This window comes from Kineococcus rhizosphaerae (genome assembly GCF_003002055.1).
GTDB lineage: Bacteria > Actinomycetota > Actinomycetes > Actinomycetales > Kineococcaceae > Kineococcus > Kineococcus rhizosphaerae.
The window spans coordinates 264951-278729 of the sequence record NZ_PVZF01000007.1 but is presented as its reverse complement, the minus strand read 5'-3'; the positions used below and the strand labels follow the sequence as shown (position 1 = coordinate 278729).

Annotated in this window: 18 protein-coding genes; 11 read left to right on the top strand and 7 right to left on the bottom strand. The window is 76.0% G+C overall.

From position 1 onward, the window contains the following. The 4 genes from CLV37_RS15380 to CLV37_RS15365 all read left to right on the top strand — a co-directional run bounded on the left by CLV37_RS15380 (position 1) and on the right by CLV37_RS15365 (position 2526). Positions 1–498: a SigE family RNA polymerase sigma factor gene (locus CLV37_RS15380; protein ID WP_106211877.1), complete on the top strand. Its 498-nt coding sequence runs from the start codon at positions 1–3 to the stop codon at positions 496–498. Then, on the top strand, positions 483–932 hold the full coding sequence (locus CLV37_RS15375; RefSeq protein ID WP_106211875.1) for a hypothetical protein: 450 nt from the start codon (positions 483–485) through the stop codon (positions 930–932). Before CLV37_RS15380 ends, CLV37_RS15375 begins: the two co-directional genes overlap by 16 nt. A 74-nt stretch (positions 933–1006) precedes the next feature. After that, positions 1007–1549 carry a hypothetical protein gene (locus CLV37_RS15370; RefSeq protein ID WP_106211873.1) on the top strand — a complete coding sequence of 181 codons (543 nt, stop codon included), beginning with the start codon at positions 1007–1009 and terminating at the stop codon, positions 1547–1549. Beyond that, on the top strand, positions 1468–2526 hold the full coding sequence (locus CLV37_RS15365; protein ID WP_342762282.1) for an amidoligase family protein: 1059 nt from the start codon (positions 1468–1470) through the stop codon (positions 2524–2526). The genes CLV37_RS15370 and CLV37_RS15365 overlap by 82 nt, the downstream gene beginning before the upstream one ends. On the opposite strand, the gene CLV37_RS15360 is transcribed toward CLV37_RS15365, so the two are convergent. Beyond that, positions 2493–2747, bottom strand: a complete 255-nt coding sequence (locus tag CLV37_RS15360; RefSeq protein WP_106211869.1) for a hypothetical protein — start codon at positions 2745–2747, stop codon at positions 2493–2495. The two genes, CLV37_RS15365 and CLV37_RS15360, sit on opposite strands and share 34 nt — an antisense overlap. Before the next feature lie 26 nt (positions 2748–2773). Continuing rightward, positions 2774–3193 (bottom strand): ATP-binding protein, encoded by a 420-nt coding sequence (locus CLV37_RS15355; RefSeq protein WP_245885425.1) that lies wholly within the window; start codon positions 3191–3193, stop codon positions 2774–2776. 127 nt (positions 3194–3320) lie between these two features. Here CLV37_RS15355 and CLV37_RS15350 point away from each other — a divergent pair, with 127 nt between their 5' ends. The 6 genes from CLV37_RS15350 to CLV37_RS15325 are packed head-to-tail and all read left to right on the top strand — an operon-like array spanning position 3321 to position 9449. Continuing rightward, entirely contained in the window at positions 3321–4025 is a 705-nt protein-coding gene (locus CLV37_RS15350) for a class I SAM-dependent methyltransferase (RefSeq protein WP_106211865.1), read from the top strand. Between the two features lie 48 nt (positions 4026–4073). Further along, positions 4074–5669: a CYTH and CHAD domain-containing protein gene (locus CLV37_RS15345; protein ID WP_106211863.1), complete on the top strand. Its 1596-nt coding sequence runs from the start codon at positions 4074–4076 to the stop codon at positions 5667–5669. A gap of 21 nt (positions 5670–5690) precedes the next feature. Next, a complete protein-coding gene (locus CLV37_RS15340) occupies positions 5691–6281 on the top strand; it encodes a GNAT family N-acetyltransferase (protein WP_106211861.1) in 591 nt (196 codons plus the stop codon). Beyond that, positions 6278–7078 (top strand): ABC transporter ATP-binding protein, encoded by an 801-nt coding sequence (locus tag CLV37_RS15335; RefSeq protein ID WP_106211859.1) that lies wholly within the window; start codon positions 6278–6280, stop codon positions 7076–7078. The genes CLV37_RS15340 and CLV37_RS15335 overlap by 4 nt, the downstream gene beginning before the upstream one ends. Next, on the top strand, positions 7075–8691 hold the full coding sequence (locus tag CLV37_RS15330) for a hypothetical protein (protein WP_106211857.1): 1617 nt from the start codon (positions 7075–7077) through the stop codon (positions 8689–8691). The genes CLV37_RS15335 and CLV37_RS15330 overlap by 4 nt, the downstream gene beginning before the upstream one ends. Next, entirely contained in the window at positions 8688–9449 is a 762-nt protein-coding gene (locus tag CLV37_RS15325) for an ABC transporter permease (RefSeq protein WP_211298675.1), read from the top strand. Before CLV37_RS15330 ends, CLV37_RS15325 begins: the two co-directional genes overlap by 4 nt. 90 nt (positions 9450–9539) lie before the next feature. Here CLV37_RS15325 and CLV37_RS15320 read toward each other — a convergent pair whose 3' ends face one another. The 3 genes from CLV37_RS15320 to CLV37_RS15310 all read right to left on the bottom strand — a co-directional run bounded on the left by CLV37_RS15320 (position 9540) and on the right by CLV37_RS15310 (position 12237). Next, positions 9540–9743: a cold-shock protein gene (locus CLV37_RS15320; protein ID WP_106211855.1), complete on the bottom strand. Its 204-nt coding sequence runs from the start codon at positions 9741–9743 to the stop codon at positions 9540–9542. Positions 9744–9974: 231 nt separating this feature from the next. After that, positions 9975–11189 carry a glycoside hydrolase family 15 protein gene (locus CLV37_RS15315; RefSeq protein WP_106211853.1) on the bottom strand — a complete coding sequence of 405 codons (1215 nt, stop codon included), beginning with the start codon at positions 11187–11189 and terminating at the stop codon, positions 9975–9977. Between the two features lie 67 nt (positions 11190–11256). Then, the gene (locus tag CLV37_RS15310; protein ID WP_106211851.1) at positions 11257–12237 is read right to left on the bottom strand and encodes an FAD-dependent oxidoreductase; all 981 of its coding nucleotides are present in this window, start codon (positions 12235–12237) and stop codon (positions 11257–11259) included. A gap of 77 nt (positions 12238–12314) precedes the next feature. On the opposite strand from CLV37_RS15310, the gene CLV37_RS15305 reads away from it, so the two are divergent. After that, on the top strand, positions 12315–12890 hold the full coding sequence (locus CLV37_RS15305) for a helix-turn-helix domain-containing protein (RefSeq protein WP_245885424.1): 576 nt from the start codon (positions 12315–12317) through the stop codon (positions 12888–12890). Here the strand turns inward: CLV37_RS15305 and CLV37_RS15300 are convergent. Together CLV37_RS15300 and CLV37_RS27670 are read right to left on the bottom strand one after the other, a co-directional pair. Then, the gene (locus tag CLV37_RS15300; RefSeq protein WP_106211849.1) at positions 12877–13428 is read right to left on the bottom strand and encodes a GNAT family N-acetyltransferase; all 552 of its coding nucleotides are present in this window, start codon (positions 13426–13428) and stop codon (positions 12877–12879) included. The two genes, CLV37_RS15305 and CLV37_RS15300, sit on opposite strands and share 14 nt — an antisense overlap. Next, entirely contained in the window at positions 13425–13775 is a 351-nt protein-coding gene (locus CLV37_RS27670) for a MarR family winged helix-turn-helix transcriptional regulator (protein ID WP_170127291.1), read from the bottom strand. The genes CLV37_RS15300 and CLV37_RS27670 overlap by 4 nt, the downstream gene beginning before the upstream one ends. Positions 13776–13779 lie beyond the last annotated feature (4 nt).

Here is a 13779-nt window from a genome sequence, read left to right as displayed (position 1 = left end):
GTGGGGGAGGGGTTCGAGGAGTTCGTCAGCACCGGCAGCGACCGGCTGCTGCGCTTCGCGCTGCTGCTGACCGGAGACCGCGGCCACGCCGAGGACCTGCTGCAGGACGTCCTGGAACGCATGTACGTGTCCTGGCGCAGGATCGAGGACCCGCACGCCTACGCGCGCACCGCGCTGGCCCGCAAGGTCACCGACCGCTGGCGGGCGCGCAGTCGCCGCCCGCGCGAGGTGGGGCTCGAGGACGGGCACGCCGGTGTCGTCCCGGACGGGGCGAGCGAACGGGCGGAACGGTCGCGGATCGTCGAGGCCCTGCGGCGGCTGCCCCCGCGGCAGCGGGCGGTCATCGTCCTGCGCTACTTCGAGGACTGGTCGGAGGAGCAGATCGCCGACCAGCTCGACGTCTCGCGGGGCACGGTCAAGAGCCAGGCGTCCAAGGGTCTGAGCACCCTGCGGACGCTCGTGGGTGAGGAGGTGGGTGCGCGGTGGACGAACGGCTGAGCGGCTGGGAGGACCGGCTGCGGCACGAACTGGACGTGGCCGTCGGCGAGGTGCGCGCGGACGAGGGGCTCGTGGTCGCGGCGCGCGCCGGTGGACGGCGCCGGCTGCGGCGGCGGCGGGCGCTGGTGAGCCTGCCCGCGGCGGCGCTGGTCGCCGGGGGCGCGGTGTGGGCCGGGACGGGGCGGTCGGCGCCCCCCGCGCCCGCGGCGCCCGCGCAGACGACGACGGCGGCGGTTCCCGACCCGGCGCCCACCCCCGACCCGGGGCTCACCCCGGACCCCGACCAGTCCGCGCTCGACGAGTACTTCGCCGCGGGGTACGACTACGACGACGCCGTGCGGCTCGGGAAGATCTGGAACGTCGACTTCTACGAGGCGAAGATCCGCGGGGGCCGCGAACTCATCGCCGGGCAGACGCTGCCCGTCGCGCCGTGACCCCGGTGCACGACCTCCCCGGGAGTTCTCGCGGCCGAGGCAACGCGGGGGACGTCCCCGGCGTCTTGAGGGGCATGAGCGAACTGCAGAGAACCCCGGCCAACCGCCGCGCCGCCCGTCTCGTCACCGCGAGCATCGTCGCCGGTGGCCTGGCCCTGGCCGGTGGGAGCGCCTACGCGAACTCCCAGAAGGCGGAACCCGTCCCCGCGGCCGCGCCCGTCGCCGCCCGTCCCGCCGCCGACCCGGCGCCGTCCGTGGACCCGGAACAGGCCGCCCGGGACGGTTTCTACGCCGCCGGGTACACCTACGACGACGCGGTCGCCCTCGGCGCGCAGTGGAACCTCGACTCCTTCGAGGCCAAGGCCGAGGGGGGCCGCAGGCTGGCCGCGGGTGAGACCCTGCCCATCGCCCCGGGGTCGGCGCCGGCCGCCGTCGAGGCGCCGGGCGAGTCGGGTTCCGACGCCGACTCCGCCGCCCTCGACGCGTACTTCGCCGCGGGGTACGACTACGACGACGCCGTGGCCCTGGGGAAGATCTGGAACGTCGACTTCTACGAGGCCAAGGTGACCGGCGGCCAGAAGCTGATCGCCGGCGAAACCCTCCCGGTCGCGCCCTGAACCACGTCGCAGACCCTCTGTCCCGCAGAGGTTTCGAGGTCGAACTGCTCGCCCCGCCCGGGGCGAGCAGGTTCGACCTGGCCGTCGAGCTCGCGGGCCGGTCCGGCGGCCGCGTCGTGCGCCGCTTCCACGTCGACACCGAGGGTTCGGCGAACCCGGGGGTGCGTACGTTCTGGCACCTGACGCCCGCGTTCGACGTCGTGGGCGCCGACGGGGAACTGCGCTGCTCCCTCGTGGACGACACGACGATCGCGGCCGACCTCGACGCGCAGGCGCCGCCGCGACCCGGCTGGTACCGGGTCGTCAGCGACGAACCCCGGTTGCTGCGGCTCGTGCAGCGGCACGCCGACCCGGCGGAGGGGATCGGGTCGGTGCTGGCGACGACGGCGGAGCTGTTCGGCACGGCGGTCCGCGAGATCGGCGGGGTCCACCGGCTCGACGACGGGGCCGGGGCGACGATCGCGATGGCGGCGCCGTTGCCGGGGGAGCGCGAACGCCCCTGCGAGGTCGTCACCCCGCCGTTCGCCGACGACCACGCGCGACGCCTGGAGGACCTGCTGGGACCGGCGCGGGACCTGGGGTTCACGGTGCCGACCGAGGCGGCGGTCCACGTCAACCTCGACGCCGGGCCGTTCCGCGACGTCGGGGCGTTCCGGCACGTCGTGCGGACGTTCGGACGCCGCCGGGAGGAACTGCGCGGGCTGTTCGGGACGAACCCGCACTGCCGCCGGCTGGCGCCCCTGCCGGCGGAACTGCTGGAGGTCGTCGAGCGGGACTGGCCGGACTGGGCCGCGGTGCGCGCGGCGGCGGCCGCCACGCCCGTGACGAAGTTCAGCGACGTGAACCTGACGCGGGTCCTGCGGGTCCGGCCGGGACCCGACGTCCTGGAGGTGCGCGTCCTGCCGGGGTCGATCGACGGGGTCGAGATCGCCCGGCAGGCGGATCAGCTCTCGGAGGTCCTGCGCGGGACGAGGTAGCTGTGGCCGTCGACGACCACGCGGTCCCACTCCCCGTACCCGGCGGTGGCCTCCTCGTCGGTGCGGGGGCCGCGCTGCGGGCCCTCCTCGTGGGTGACCTGCGCCGGGCCGGTGAAGCTGAAGACGGCGTCGAGGACGAGGTCGACCCACTTGTTCTTCGACGTCGGCCGCCGCAGGGCGCTGGGGGTCCCGACGGGGTGCTGAGACGATGCTTCGTGCATGAATCGTTAGTGTACGCGCGGTCGCCTCACCCCTCAACGCGATCCACGTCACCCGCCCGGGGCGAGCGGTCCAGGCAGAACCACACGCTCTTGCCCGCCGGTGAGGTCTCCACGCCCCAGTCGTCCGAGACGAGGTCGACCAGGCCCATCCCGCGCCCGGACTCGTCGTCAGCGCCGGCGTCCCGGCGCACCGGAGGGGTGGGGTCGTGGTCGCAGACCGACACCCTCAACCCGGCGCTGCCGTCGCACTCCACCGTGAGCACCAGCGGGGGCAGGCCGTGGCGCAGGCCGTTGCCGATGAGCTCGGAGACCAGCAGTTCGGCCTCGTCCTCCACGGTGGCGTGGTGGACCGTGCACAACTGCTCGCCCAGGAAGCGGCGGGCGGTCCGCGCCGCCTGCGGGTCGATGGACAGTTCGATCCACGCCGGCGGCGTCACCTCGCACACCCGCTCCACTCTGCGCGACGGAGCGGGCGGTGTCGCGCCGAGCACCCCCGTCCCGTCCTGGCCGCCGGGTTTGCCGGGACGGCAACGAGGGTCGACGGGGAGGGCGGCGGTCCGCAGGATCGGGGGCATGGCCAGCTTCGACCCCACCGCCCGCGACGCCCGAGAGCTGTGGGAGGGGATGTACGCCCAGCACCACGGGCACGTGTGGAGCGGGCGCCCCAACGCCGCCCTCGTCGACGCGGTCGACGACCTCACCCCCGGCACGGCCCTCGACCTCGGCTGCGGGGAGGGCGGTGACGTGCTCTTCCTGGCCCGGCAGGGCTGGACGGTCACGGGTGTCGACGTCTCCGACACCGCCCTGGCCCGCGCCCGCGAGCACGCCGACGAGGCCGGGGTGCGCGCCCGCTTCGAGCGCCACGACCTCGGCGTCTCCTTCCCCGAGGGCGCGTTCGACCTCGTCACCGCCTCCTTCCTGCACTCCTACGCGTTCCTCGACCGCCTCGCCGTCCTGCGCCGCGCCGCGGCGGCTGTCGCCCCGGGCGGGTCGTTCCTCGTCCTCGGGCACGTCACCCGGCCCGAGCAGCTCGGGCCGCTGGTGAGCGAGGAGTTCCCCGACGCCGTCGTCGACCTGCCCACCCCCGAGGAGCTGCGGGCCGCGCTCGACCTGCCCGCGCAGCGGTGGACGGTGGCCCGCAGCGCCCTCGTCGAACGCACCACGACGTTCGACGACGGGTCGACCGGGGTGTGGCGCGACGGGGTCCTGCGCCTCGACCGGCTGCCCCGCGAGCACGAGGACGAGCACGAGGACGACACCGCCCCGCACCCCGCCTGACCTGCGCAGATGCGGGGGAGTTCACCTGATCGTGGTACCACTGGCCCCATGCCGACGCCCCGCCTGGCCCTGACCCGCACCTACCTCGCGCCGACCACCGGGTCCGCGCCGGGCGGCGGGGAGCTGCCCGGCGTCGCCGACGTCGGCCCCGTGGTCGAGGTGACCAGCGAGGAGACGCACTACGACACCAGCGACCTCGCGCTCGCCGCGGCGGGGGTCTCGGTGCGCCGGCAGACCGCCGAGCGCACGAGCCCCGCACCCCGCGGCTGGGTCCTCGAACTGCCCGGCCGCGGCCCCCGCACCCACGAGGTCCGCCACGCCCTCGGCCGCGCGGTCCGCACCGCTCCCGCTGCGCTGCAGCGCCTCACGTGGGCCGCGGCCCGCGGCCGTTCCCTCGGGCCGGTCCTGGCCCTGTCGACGAACGCCCAGCAGCGGGACCTGCTCGACGAGGAGGGTTCGGTCGTCGCGCGCCTGACCACCCGGCAGGTTCAGGCCACCGCGCTGTCCCCCGAGGACTCCTCGCCGCAGACGTGGGGCGAGTGGCAGGTCGAGGTCGTCGACGGCCGCCGCGACCTGCTCGACGCCGTCACCGACGCCTGGGAGGCCCTGGGCGCCGAGGAGTCCGACCGCACCGCCCAGCTGCGCACCGTCCTCGACGGCCCGGACGACGACGAGGGCCTGGATGCCGTGTCCGTCGACGACAGCGCCGGCGCCCTCGTGCTCGGCCGCCTCGCACAGGACGTCGGCTGGCTGCTCTCGCAGGATCCGCTGGCCCGCATCGACGCCCCGGACGCCGTGCGCTCCCTGCGCGTGGCCTCCCGCCGCCTGCACAACGTCCTGCAGACGTTCGCGCCGCTGTTCGCCGAGGGCGCCACCGAGCAGCTGCGCGCCGAGCTGACATGGATCACCTCGGTGACCGGACCGTCGCGCGACCTCGACGTCCTCGCCGAGAAGCTGCTCGAGGACCTCGACGAGGAGGCCGCCGGGCACACCGCGGGCACCGGCACGGGCGACCCGGCCGTCGTCGCCGAGAAGGTCCGCGCGACCCTCGTCGACCGCTCGACCGCCGCCCACGCCCAGGTGCTCGAGGCCCTCGACTCCCAGCGCTACCGCGACCTCGTCGCCGCGCTGGAGGCCTTCGTCGCCGACCCGCCGACCGTCAAGCCCGCCCGCCGCGAGGCGAGGAAGGTCCTGCTGCCGCTGGTGGCCGAGGCCCACCGCGCCGCCCGCGACGCCTACCGCGACGTCGACCTGGACGTCGAGGCCGACCTCCACCAGGTCGTCGAGCACTACGCCGACGGCGCCGACGCCGCGAGCGCCGACGAGGCGGCCGCCCTGGTCCGCCTGCGGACCGCCGTCGCCGTCGCCCGCGACGCCGCCGCCGTCGTGGCCCCCAAGGTCGGCGAGGACGCCGAGGAGTACGTCGACGTCCTCAAGGAACTGCTCGACCTGCTCGACGAGCACGCCGACACCGTCGTGACCCGCGCGTTCCTCGCCGGTCTCGTCGAGGAGTTCGGCTCCGGCGCGTTCGTCCTCGGGCGCCTGCACGCCCTCGAGGAGGTCCGCTCGGCCGTCGCGTTCCACGACGTCGAGACGGCCTGGGACGCCGCGAACCACAAGAAACTGCGCCGCTTCCTGAAGTGAGGCCTGGATAGGGTCACGGGGGTGAGCGAGTTCGCGACCCCCGTGCCCCTGTCCGGCGACCGAGTGGCCCTGGAGCCGCTCACCCACGACCACGCCGAGGGGCTGCGCGCCGTCGTCGCCGAGGACGACCTGCACCGGACCTGGTACACGCGGATCCCCGCCCCCGACGCCGTGGACGCCGAGATCGACCGCCGCCTGGGCCTGCAGCAGCGGGGGAGCATGGCGCCGTGGGCCGTGCGCCGCCTCGACACCGGCGCCGTCTGCGGGGCGACGACCTACATGAACGTCCGCCCCGCCGACCGCAAGCTGGAGATCGGCTCGACGTTCCTCGCGCCCAGCGCGCAGCGCACCGGCGTCAACGCCGAGACCAAGCTGCTGCTGCTGACCCGCGCGTTCGAGGACCTCGACTGCATCGCCGTGGAGTTCCGCACCCACTGGCACAACCACCAGTCCCGCACCGCCATCGCCCGCCTGGGCGCCAAGCAGGACGGGGTGCTGCGCAACGACCAGGTCCTGCCCGACGGCTCCCTGCGCGACACCGTCGTGTTCTCCATCACCGCCGCGGAGTGGCCCGCGGTCCGGGCCGGCCTGCACCACCGGCTGTCCCGGTGAACGAGCGGGTGGACGGCCCCGGCGGCTCCCCGGCGGGCTCCCCGGCGGGCACCGCGCTCGCCCTGCGGGGCCTGGCCAAGCGCTTCGGCCCGAAGGTCGCCGTCGCCGGGATCGACCTCGACGTGCCCGCCGGCTCCTTCTACGGCGTCGTCGGGCCCAACGGGGCCGGCAAGACGACGACCCTGTCGATGGCCACGGGGCTGCTGCGTCCCGACGCCGGGCGCGCGTCCGTCCTCGGCGCCGACGTGTGGGCCGACCCGATCGGCGCCAAGCGCCGGCTCGGGGTCCTGCCCGACGGGGTCCGGTTGTTCGACCGGCTCTCCGGCCTCGAACTCGTCCGGTACTCCGGGCTGCTGCGCGGCATGCCCCGCGACGTCGTCGAGCAGCGCTCGCGCGAACTCCTCGACGCCCTCGGCCTCGCCGGCGCGCAGGACACCCTCGTCGTCGACTACTCCGCCGGGATGACGAAGAAGGCCGCCCTCGCGTGCGCCCTCGTCCACGCCCCCCGAGTCCTCGTCCTCGACGAACCCTTCGAGGCCGTCGACCCCGTCAGCGGCGCCACCATCCGCTCCATCCTCGACGGGTACGTCCGCGGCGGCGGGACCGTGGTGCTGTCCAGCCACGTCATGGACCTCGTCGAACGGCTGTGCAGCCACGTCGCCGTCATCGCCGGCGGCCGGGTCCTGGCCGCCGGGGAGCTCGCCGCCGTCCGGGGCGCCGGGTCCCTGGAGGAACGGTTCGTCGACCTCGTCGGCGGCACCCGCGACGTCTCCGGGACCCTGGACTGGCTGCGGTGAACCCCCTCGCGCACCCCGTGGACGCCGGGCCCGGCGTCGGGACCTTCGTCCGCCTCAAGCTCACCCTGCTGCGCAACGGGTTGCGGCGCAGCCCCTGGCAGGTCGTCGGGTTCGTCCTGGCCGCCGTCTGGGCCCTCGGCGTCGTCGTGCTCCTCGGCGCCGGGCTCGTCGCGCTGCGGTTCAGCTCCCCCGACGTGGCCGGACCGGCCGTCGTGGGCCTCGGCACGCTCGGCGTCCTCGGCTGGGCGGTCCTGCCGCTCGTGGCCTTCGGCGTCGACGAGACCCTCGACCCCGCCCGGTTCGCCACCCTCGGCGTCCGCCGCCGGCGCCTCGTGCCCGGCTCGCTGGTCGCCGGGCTGCTCGGCCTGCCCGGGCTCGCGACCGTCCTGCTCGCCCTCGCCGCCGTCGTGGCGTTCTCCCGGACCCCCGCGGCCGCGGTGTTCGCCGTGCCCGCCCTCGCCGTCGCCGTCCTGACCGCCGTCGCCGCCTCCCGGGCCACCACCACCGCGGCCGCCGCGCTGCTGCGCCGGCGCCGCACGCGCGACGCCGTCGCGATCCTCGGGGGGCTGGCCCTCGTGTGCGCCGGGCCCGGGTTCAACCTCGTCGTGGGCCGCGCCGGTGAGGGGCTGCCCGAGGTGGGCCGGACCCTGGCGGGGATCGCCGGCTGGACCCCGCCGGGGTTCGCGTTCGCCGCCGCGGCCGACGCCGCCGACGGGGACTGGGCCCGCGCGCTGCCGCGGTTCGCGCTGGCCGTCGCCGTCCTCGCCCTCGTCCTCGCCGGCTGGGCCCTGGCCCTCGGCCCCGCCGGCACCGGGCCCGAGGCCCGCTCGGCGTCCTCGGGCCACGCCGAGGGCCGCCGGCACCCGGTCCTGGACCGGCTGCCCGCCACCCCGGCGGTCGCGGTCGCCGTGCGCTGCAGCCGGTACTGGCGGCGCGACCCCCGCTACCTGCTCAGCGCCGCGTCGCTGGTCGTCATCCCCCTGCTGCTCGTCGTCCTGCCCCTGTCCCAGGGCGGCGACGTGGGCCGCTGGCCCCTGGCCGCCGGGCCCGCCGTCGCCTTCGTCATGGGCTGGTCCCTGCACAACGACGTCGCCTACGACCACTCCGCCTTCGCCCTGCACCTGGCCACCGGCGTCCGCGGCCGCGACGACCGCGCCGGCCGCGTGCTCGCCGCCGCGCTCTGGCAGGTCCCCGTCCTGCTCGTCGCGACCGTCGCCGGGACCCTGCTCGTCGACGGGCCGGCCCTGCTGCCCGCCGTCCTCGGTGCGGCCCTGGCCCTGTTCGGCGCCTCCCTCGGGGTGTCCTGCGTCGCCAGCGCCCTCGTCCCCTACCCGGCCCCCGCGCCCGGCAGCAACCCCTTCCAGACCCCCAAGGGCGCCTCCGCCGCCACCGTCCTCGCGCAGTTCGGCACCTCCGCGGCCACGACCGTCCTGGCGCTGCCCGCCCTCGTGCCCGCCGTCGTGGCCCTGTTCGGGCCCGCGTGGGCCGGCTGGATCGCGCTGCCCCTGGGCCTGGCCGCCGTCGTGGCCTACCCGTGGCTGGGCGTCGTCCAGGGCGGTGCCGTGCTCGACCGGCGCGGCCCGGAGGTGCTCGCCCGCGTCGGCTCGTCGTGACCTCCCCGCTGCGGGACCTGCCGCCGGACCTGCTGCCGGTCGCCGCCGCGCTCGTCCTGCTGGCCGCGATCGCCGTCGGCGTCGGGGTCCTCGGCGGGGTCCGGCAGGGCCGCGACGTCGTCGTGGTCGTCGCCCGCGCCGTCGTGCAGATCGTCGCCGTCGGGCTCGTCCTCGGCCTCGTCCTGCGCACCCCCGCCCTCGCGCCCCTCTACCTGACCCTCGCCCTCGGCGTCGCGTCCTGGACCTCGGCCCGCCGGTTGCGGTTGGCCGGCGCCTGGCCCGTGACGGCGCTGGCGATCGGGGCGGGGGCCGCGACGGCCTGCGGCGTCGTCGTCGGTGTGGGGGCGCTGCCCGCGCACGTGCTGCAGGTCGTGCCGTTCACCGCGCAGCTGATCGGCGGGTCGATGAGCGCGACGACCCTCGCCGGCCGGCGCATGCTCGACGACGTCGAGGACCGGTGGGACGTCGTCGAGGGGTGGCTGGCGCTGGGGGCCACGACGGCGCAGGCGGTGGCGCCGCTGGGCCGGGCCGCGGCCGCGCGGGCCCTGGCGCCGGCGCTGGACCAGACGCGGACGGTGGGGCTCGTGACGCTGCCCGGGGCGTTCGTGGGGTTGCTGCTGGGCGGAGCGAGCCCGCTGGAGGCCGCGCGCGTGCAACTGCTGGTCCTCGTGGGGCTGATCGCCGCCGAGACGATCGCGGTGGTCGTCGCGACGACCGGGATCGGGCGCCGGGTGCGGACGAAACCCGTCCGTTCGTGAACGGGTTCACGAACTGCTCGTGAACCCGTGCACGAACGACGAAGGGCCTCCGTCCCGCGGGGGGACGGAGGCCCTTCGGCGATCACGAGATCAGAGCGCGACGACCTGCTCGGCCTGCGGGCCCTTCTGGCCCTGCGTGACCTCGAACTCGACCCGCTGGTTCTCCTCGAGCGAGCGGTAGCCGTTGCCACCGATGGCCGAGTAGTGCACGAAGACGTCGGGACCGCCGCCGTCCTGCTCGATGAACCCGTAGCCCTTCTCGGCGTTGAACCACTTGACGGTGCCCTGAGCCATGCTTTCTCCAACACGTTCCAGTCGGTCAAGCCCCGCGCTTGTACGGGACTCGGGCTGAGTGGGAACGTCACGTGAACCGTTCTCGGTCCGCGCGACGCCCGCATCACACTCCGCGGGCGTTCAGAACGATCGAGGAGCTGCGGTGACCTGCAGCCGTGGGGAAGCTAACACGCAAGGTGCAACTGCGCGCAAGACCTTCACGTCCCTTGATCGCCGAAAAGGTGACGTGGATCACGGTTCGCCGAGTTCCGCCACCGCGAGGACCGTCGCCGCGGCCGACCAGCCCAGCGGCGCAGGCCCGGCCGGGGAACCGTCCGGCAGAACCTTCTCCGGCAGGCTGCCCCACGAGGTCCGGTGGGCGTTCAACCAGTTCAGCCAGGAGTTCGCCTCCTGGCGGCGTCCGCTCGCGGCGCACGCGAGGGCCGCCAGCGCCGTCTCGGGGGTCCAGGAGATCCCGTCCCGCCGCCAGCCCGCCCCGGGGGCCAGCCCACCCGCGGGCCGCGCCGCCGTCGCGGTGTAGACGTCGAACGCCGCCAGCACCGCCGGTTCCGCGCGGGCCGCGAACGGCGGCAGCAGGAACGTCACGGCCGCGTCGAGACCCCCCGGCGGTTCTGCCCGGTCGACGTAGCGGGCGTACCCCGACGGGCCGAACCCGGCGTGGACGAGTTCGGCCAGGGAACCGGCGGCCGACGACACCTCCCGGGCCCGGGAACGTTCGCCGAGCCGGGACAGGACGGCGGCTGCCGCCCGCAGCCCGGCGACCAGGGGTGCGACCGCACCGAGCGTCAGGCTCGCCTCCCGGCGTTCCCAGTAGTCCGACGACGGTTCGGGCAACCGGCGGCCCGATCCGGTGGCCCGCAGGACGAAGCCGAGCGCCCCCTCCAGCAGCCCGCGGTGCGTGCGCGCCCGCGCGGCGGCCGTGGCCGGGTCGGCGTCCAGGACCTCGCGCAACGCCCACAGCGCCCACCCCGCCCCGTCGTCCTGCCGTCGCCGGCCGTCCGGGGTCCCGCTGCCGTCCAGGAGGTAGCGCGCCTCGAAGCCCCCGTCGCCCAGCTGGACGTCCTCGAGGAACCCCAGGACGCGCGCCGCGTCGTCCCCGTGGCCCGTGCGGGCCAGCGCGACCGCGGCGAACGCCGAGTCCCGCGGCCACGCGTAGTTCCACGACGGCGCCGGCCCGGCGGCCACGGCGCCGTTCTGCCGCGTCAGGGCCCGCAGGTCCAGCAGTGCCTGCCGGACCATCGCCTCGTGCGGGCCGCCCGCGCCGGGGACCGAGCCCCGGGCCAGCCACTCCTCGTCGGCCGCCGGGTCCGGGACGTGCCAGGCGGCGTCGGTCAGCAGGCGCGGCAGGACGGCGGCCTCGGTGCGGTCCGGCAGCAGGGACGCACCGGTCGCCCCGAGCCCCACGACCGCGGCCCCTCCGGCCAGCAGCACCCACCTCCGACGCACCCCGCGACCGTAACCCGGGCGTCGTACGAGATGTGGAGGAATCGCGTGTTCCGCCGGCGGTCGGGGTTCAGGCCCCCGTCACCGCGGAGGCCCGGGCCAGGGCCACGGCGGCCGCTGTCTCCTCGGCGATGAGGTCCGCGTTCACCGCCGCCCCCGCCACCAGCCCGGCCCCGGCCGCCGTCACGACCTGCGCCTGCGGGTCGGTCACGTTGCCCGCCAGGTGCAGACCCGGGACCGTCGTGGCCCCGCCCGGACCCGACGGGTACCGGTCGCCGACCTCCACCCCGCCCACCACCACGGGCTCCTTCGCCAGGCCCAGGGCGTCGAGCACGGGGGAGTGCACCCGCACCGGGGCGGCCACGACGAGCGCCTGCCGCTGCACGACGGAACCGTCGGCCAGCCGTACCCCGCGCAGGACGTCGCCGTCGACGACGACCTCGGCGATCTCGCCGTCGACGATCCGCACCCCGCGGGCCTCGAGCTCCTCGCGGCGCTCGCCGCTCAGCGGCGGCGCGGTGTGGGCGAAGTACACGACGTCGGCGCTCCACTGCCGGAACAACCACGCCTGGTGGCCCGACAGCGCGCTCGTCGCGACGATGCCGAGGGCCTGGTCGGAGACCTCGAAACCGTGGCAGTACGGGCAGTGGACCACCTCGCGGCCCCAGCGCTCGCGCAGGCCGGGGACCGGCGGGAGCTCGTCGACCAGCCCCGTCGCGACCACGAGGCGGCGGGCCGTGACCGTCCCCTCCGTGGTGTCCACCGAGAAGCTCCCGGCGCTGCCCGAGGCGCCGGTGGCGTCGGCGTGCAGCACCCGCCCACCGAACCGCCGCACCTCCTCGGCGCCCAGGCGCTGCAGCTCCCGCGGGTCCAGCCCGTCGCGCGTCAGGTAGTTGTGGACCCCGTCCGCCGGGGCGTTGCGCGGGTTCCGGGCGTCGACGACGAGGACGCTGCGCCGGGCCCGGCCCAGGGCCACCGCGGCGGACAGCCCGGCGGCACCGCCCCCGACCACGACGGCGTCGTACGTGTCGTTCGTGCTGAGCTGGTTCATGCCCCGAGGATCGGCACCGGTCCCGGGCCGGTCCAGCGGGGTTGCCGGACCGGCAACTCCCGGGTTCTCATGCGGGGGTGGACGTCGCAGGGGTCATCGCCGGGGTCGGGCCGCGGTTGCGTCGGATGCGCACCGACGCGGGCCGCACGCTCGCCGACGTCAGCGCCGCCACGGGGATCTCCGTGAGCACGTTGTCGCGCCTGGAGTCCGGGGGCCGCAAGGCGACGCTGGAACTCCTGCTCCCGCTGACCGAGCACTTCGAGGTCGGGCTCGACGAGCTCGTCCGGCCCGCGCGCCGGCCCGCCCCGAGGAAGCGCACCGCGTGGAAGGGCATGACGTTCGTCCCGCTGTCCGCGGCGCCCGGCGGGTTGCGCGCCTACAAGCAGGTCCTGGAACCGGGGGCGGGGGAGGACTCCGACGAGCAGAACGTCCACGAGGGGTACGAGTGGATCTACGTCATGTCCGGACGGCTGCGGATGCGGCTGGGGAGCGACGACTTCGAGGTCGCCGCCGGGGAGTCGGCCGAGTTCGACACCCGGTTGCCGCACCGCGTCAGCAACCCCGGCCCGGCCGTCGTCGAGTGCCTCGTGGTGTTCGGGGCGCAGGGCGAGCGGATCCACGTCCGGGCCCGCCCGAAGGTCAGGTCGCGGTGAGCTCGCGCACGACGATCGCGCTCAGCGGCCGGTCGGCGTAGAGCAGCCGCACGGCGTCGCGGTCGGGGTTCCCCGCGTCCGGTCCGGTCCAGACGAGGTCCAGGCCCGCCCGTTCGGCCGTGGCCTTCGAGCGGACGTTGTGCTCCAGCAGGTACGCCGTGACCGCGAGGTCGGGACGGACCCGTCCGGCCGCCGCGAGCGCGGCCCGGATGACCTCCTGGGCGAAACCCCGCCCCCACGCGCTCCGGGCCAGCCGGTACCCCAGGTTCCAGGCCAGCCCCAGCCGCAGGTCGCAGCCGCCCGTCCCCACGAGGGTCCCGTCGGCGTCGCGCGCGACCCAGCTGCCGAGGCCGATGAGCCGCCAGCTCTCGTCGACGTGCTCCAGGAGCTGCGCCGTCGCGTCGCGGTGCGTGTGCCGGCGGCTGGGGAAGTGCTCCCACACCGCGGGGTCGGAGTACAGCGCGAACACGTCGTCGAGGTCGGCGGGGACCGGACGGGTCAGGACGAGGCGCTCGGTCCGGACGAGTTCCTCGCTCACCGCGGTCCGGCGTTCCCGAGGGCCGGGGCCGGCAGCGCGGGCGAGACGGCCGCCAGGGCCGCCGCGCCGTCGGGGGACACCCGCAGGACGACCCGGCGCCGGTCGGCCGGGTCGAGGGAACGGAACACCAGGGCCTGGTCGACGAGCGCGTCCACCGCGCGGCTGGCCGTCGCGGGGGCCATCACGAGCTGCTCGGCCAGGTCGGTCATGGACGCCCCCGGGTGGTGGGCCACGTGCGCGAGGCACCGCCAGCGGTCGACGGTGAGGTTCGTGCCGCGCAACGCGTCCGCGACCGCGTTCTGCAGCAGGGCCGCCGAGCGCAGTTCCTCCAGGAGGGGGCGTGTCACGCTG

Bases quoted from the DNA above. Each gene is read 5' to 3' on its own strand.
- CLV37_RS15370 (WP_106211873.1), top strand. From the start codon at position 1,007: ATGAGCGAACTGCAGAGAACCCCGGCCAACCGCCGCGCCGCCCGTCTC.
- CLV37_RS15345 (WP_106211863.1), top strand. From the start codon at position 4,074: ATGCCGACGCCCCGCCTGGCCCTGACCCGCACCTACCTCGCGCCGACC.
- CLV37_RS15310 (WP_106211851.1), bottom strand. From the start codon at position 12,237: ATGAACCAGCTCAGCACGAACGACACGTACGACGCCGTCGTGGTCGGG.
- CLV37_RS15360 (WP_106211869.1), bottom strand. From the start codon at position 2,747: ATGCACGAAGCATCGTCTCAGCACCCCGTCGGGACCCCCAGCGCCCTG.
- CLV37_RS15350 (WP_106211865.1), top strand. From the start codon at position 3,321: ATGGCCAGCTTCGACCCCACCGCCCGCGACGCCCGAGAGCTGTGGGAG.
- CLV37_RS15320 (WP_106211855.1), bottom strand. From the start codon at position 9,743: ATGGCTCAGGGCACCGTCAAGTGGTTCAACGCCGAGAAGGGCTACGGG.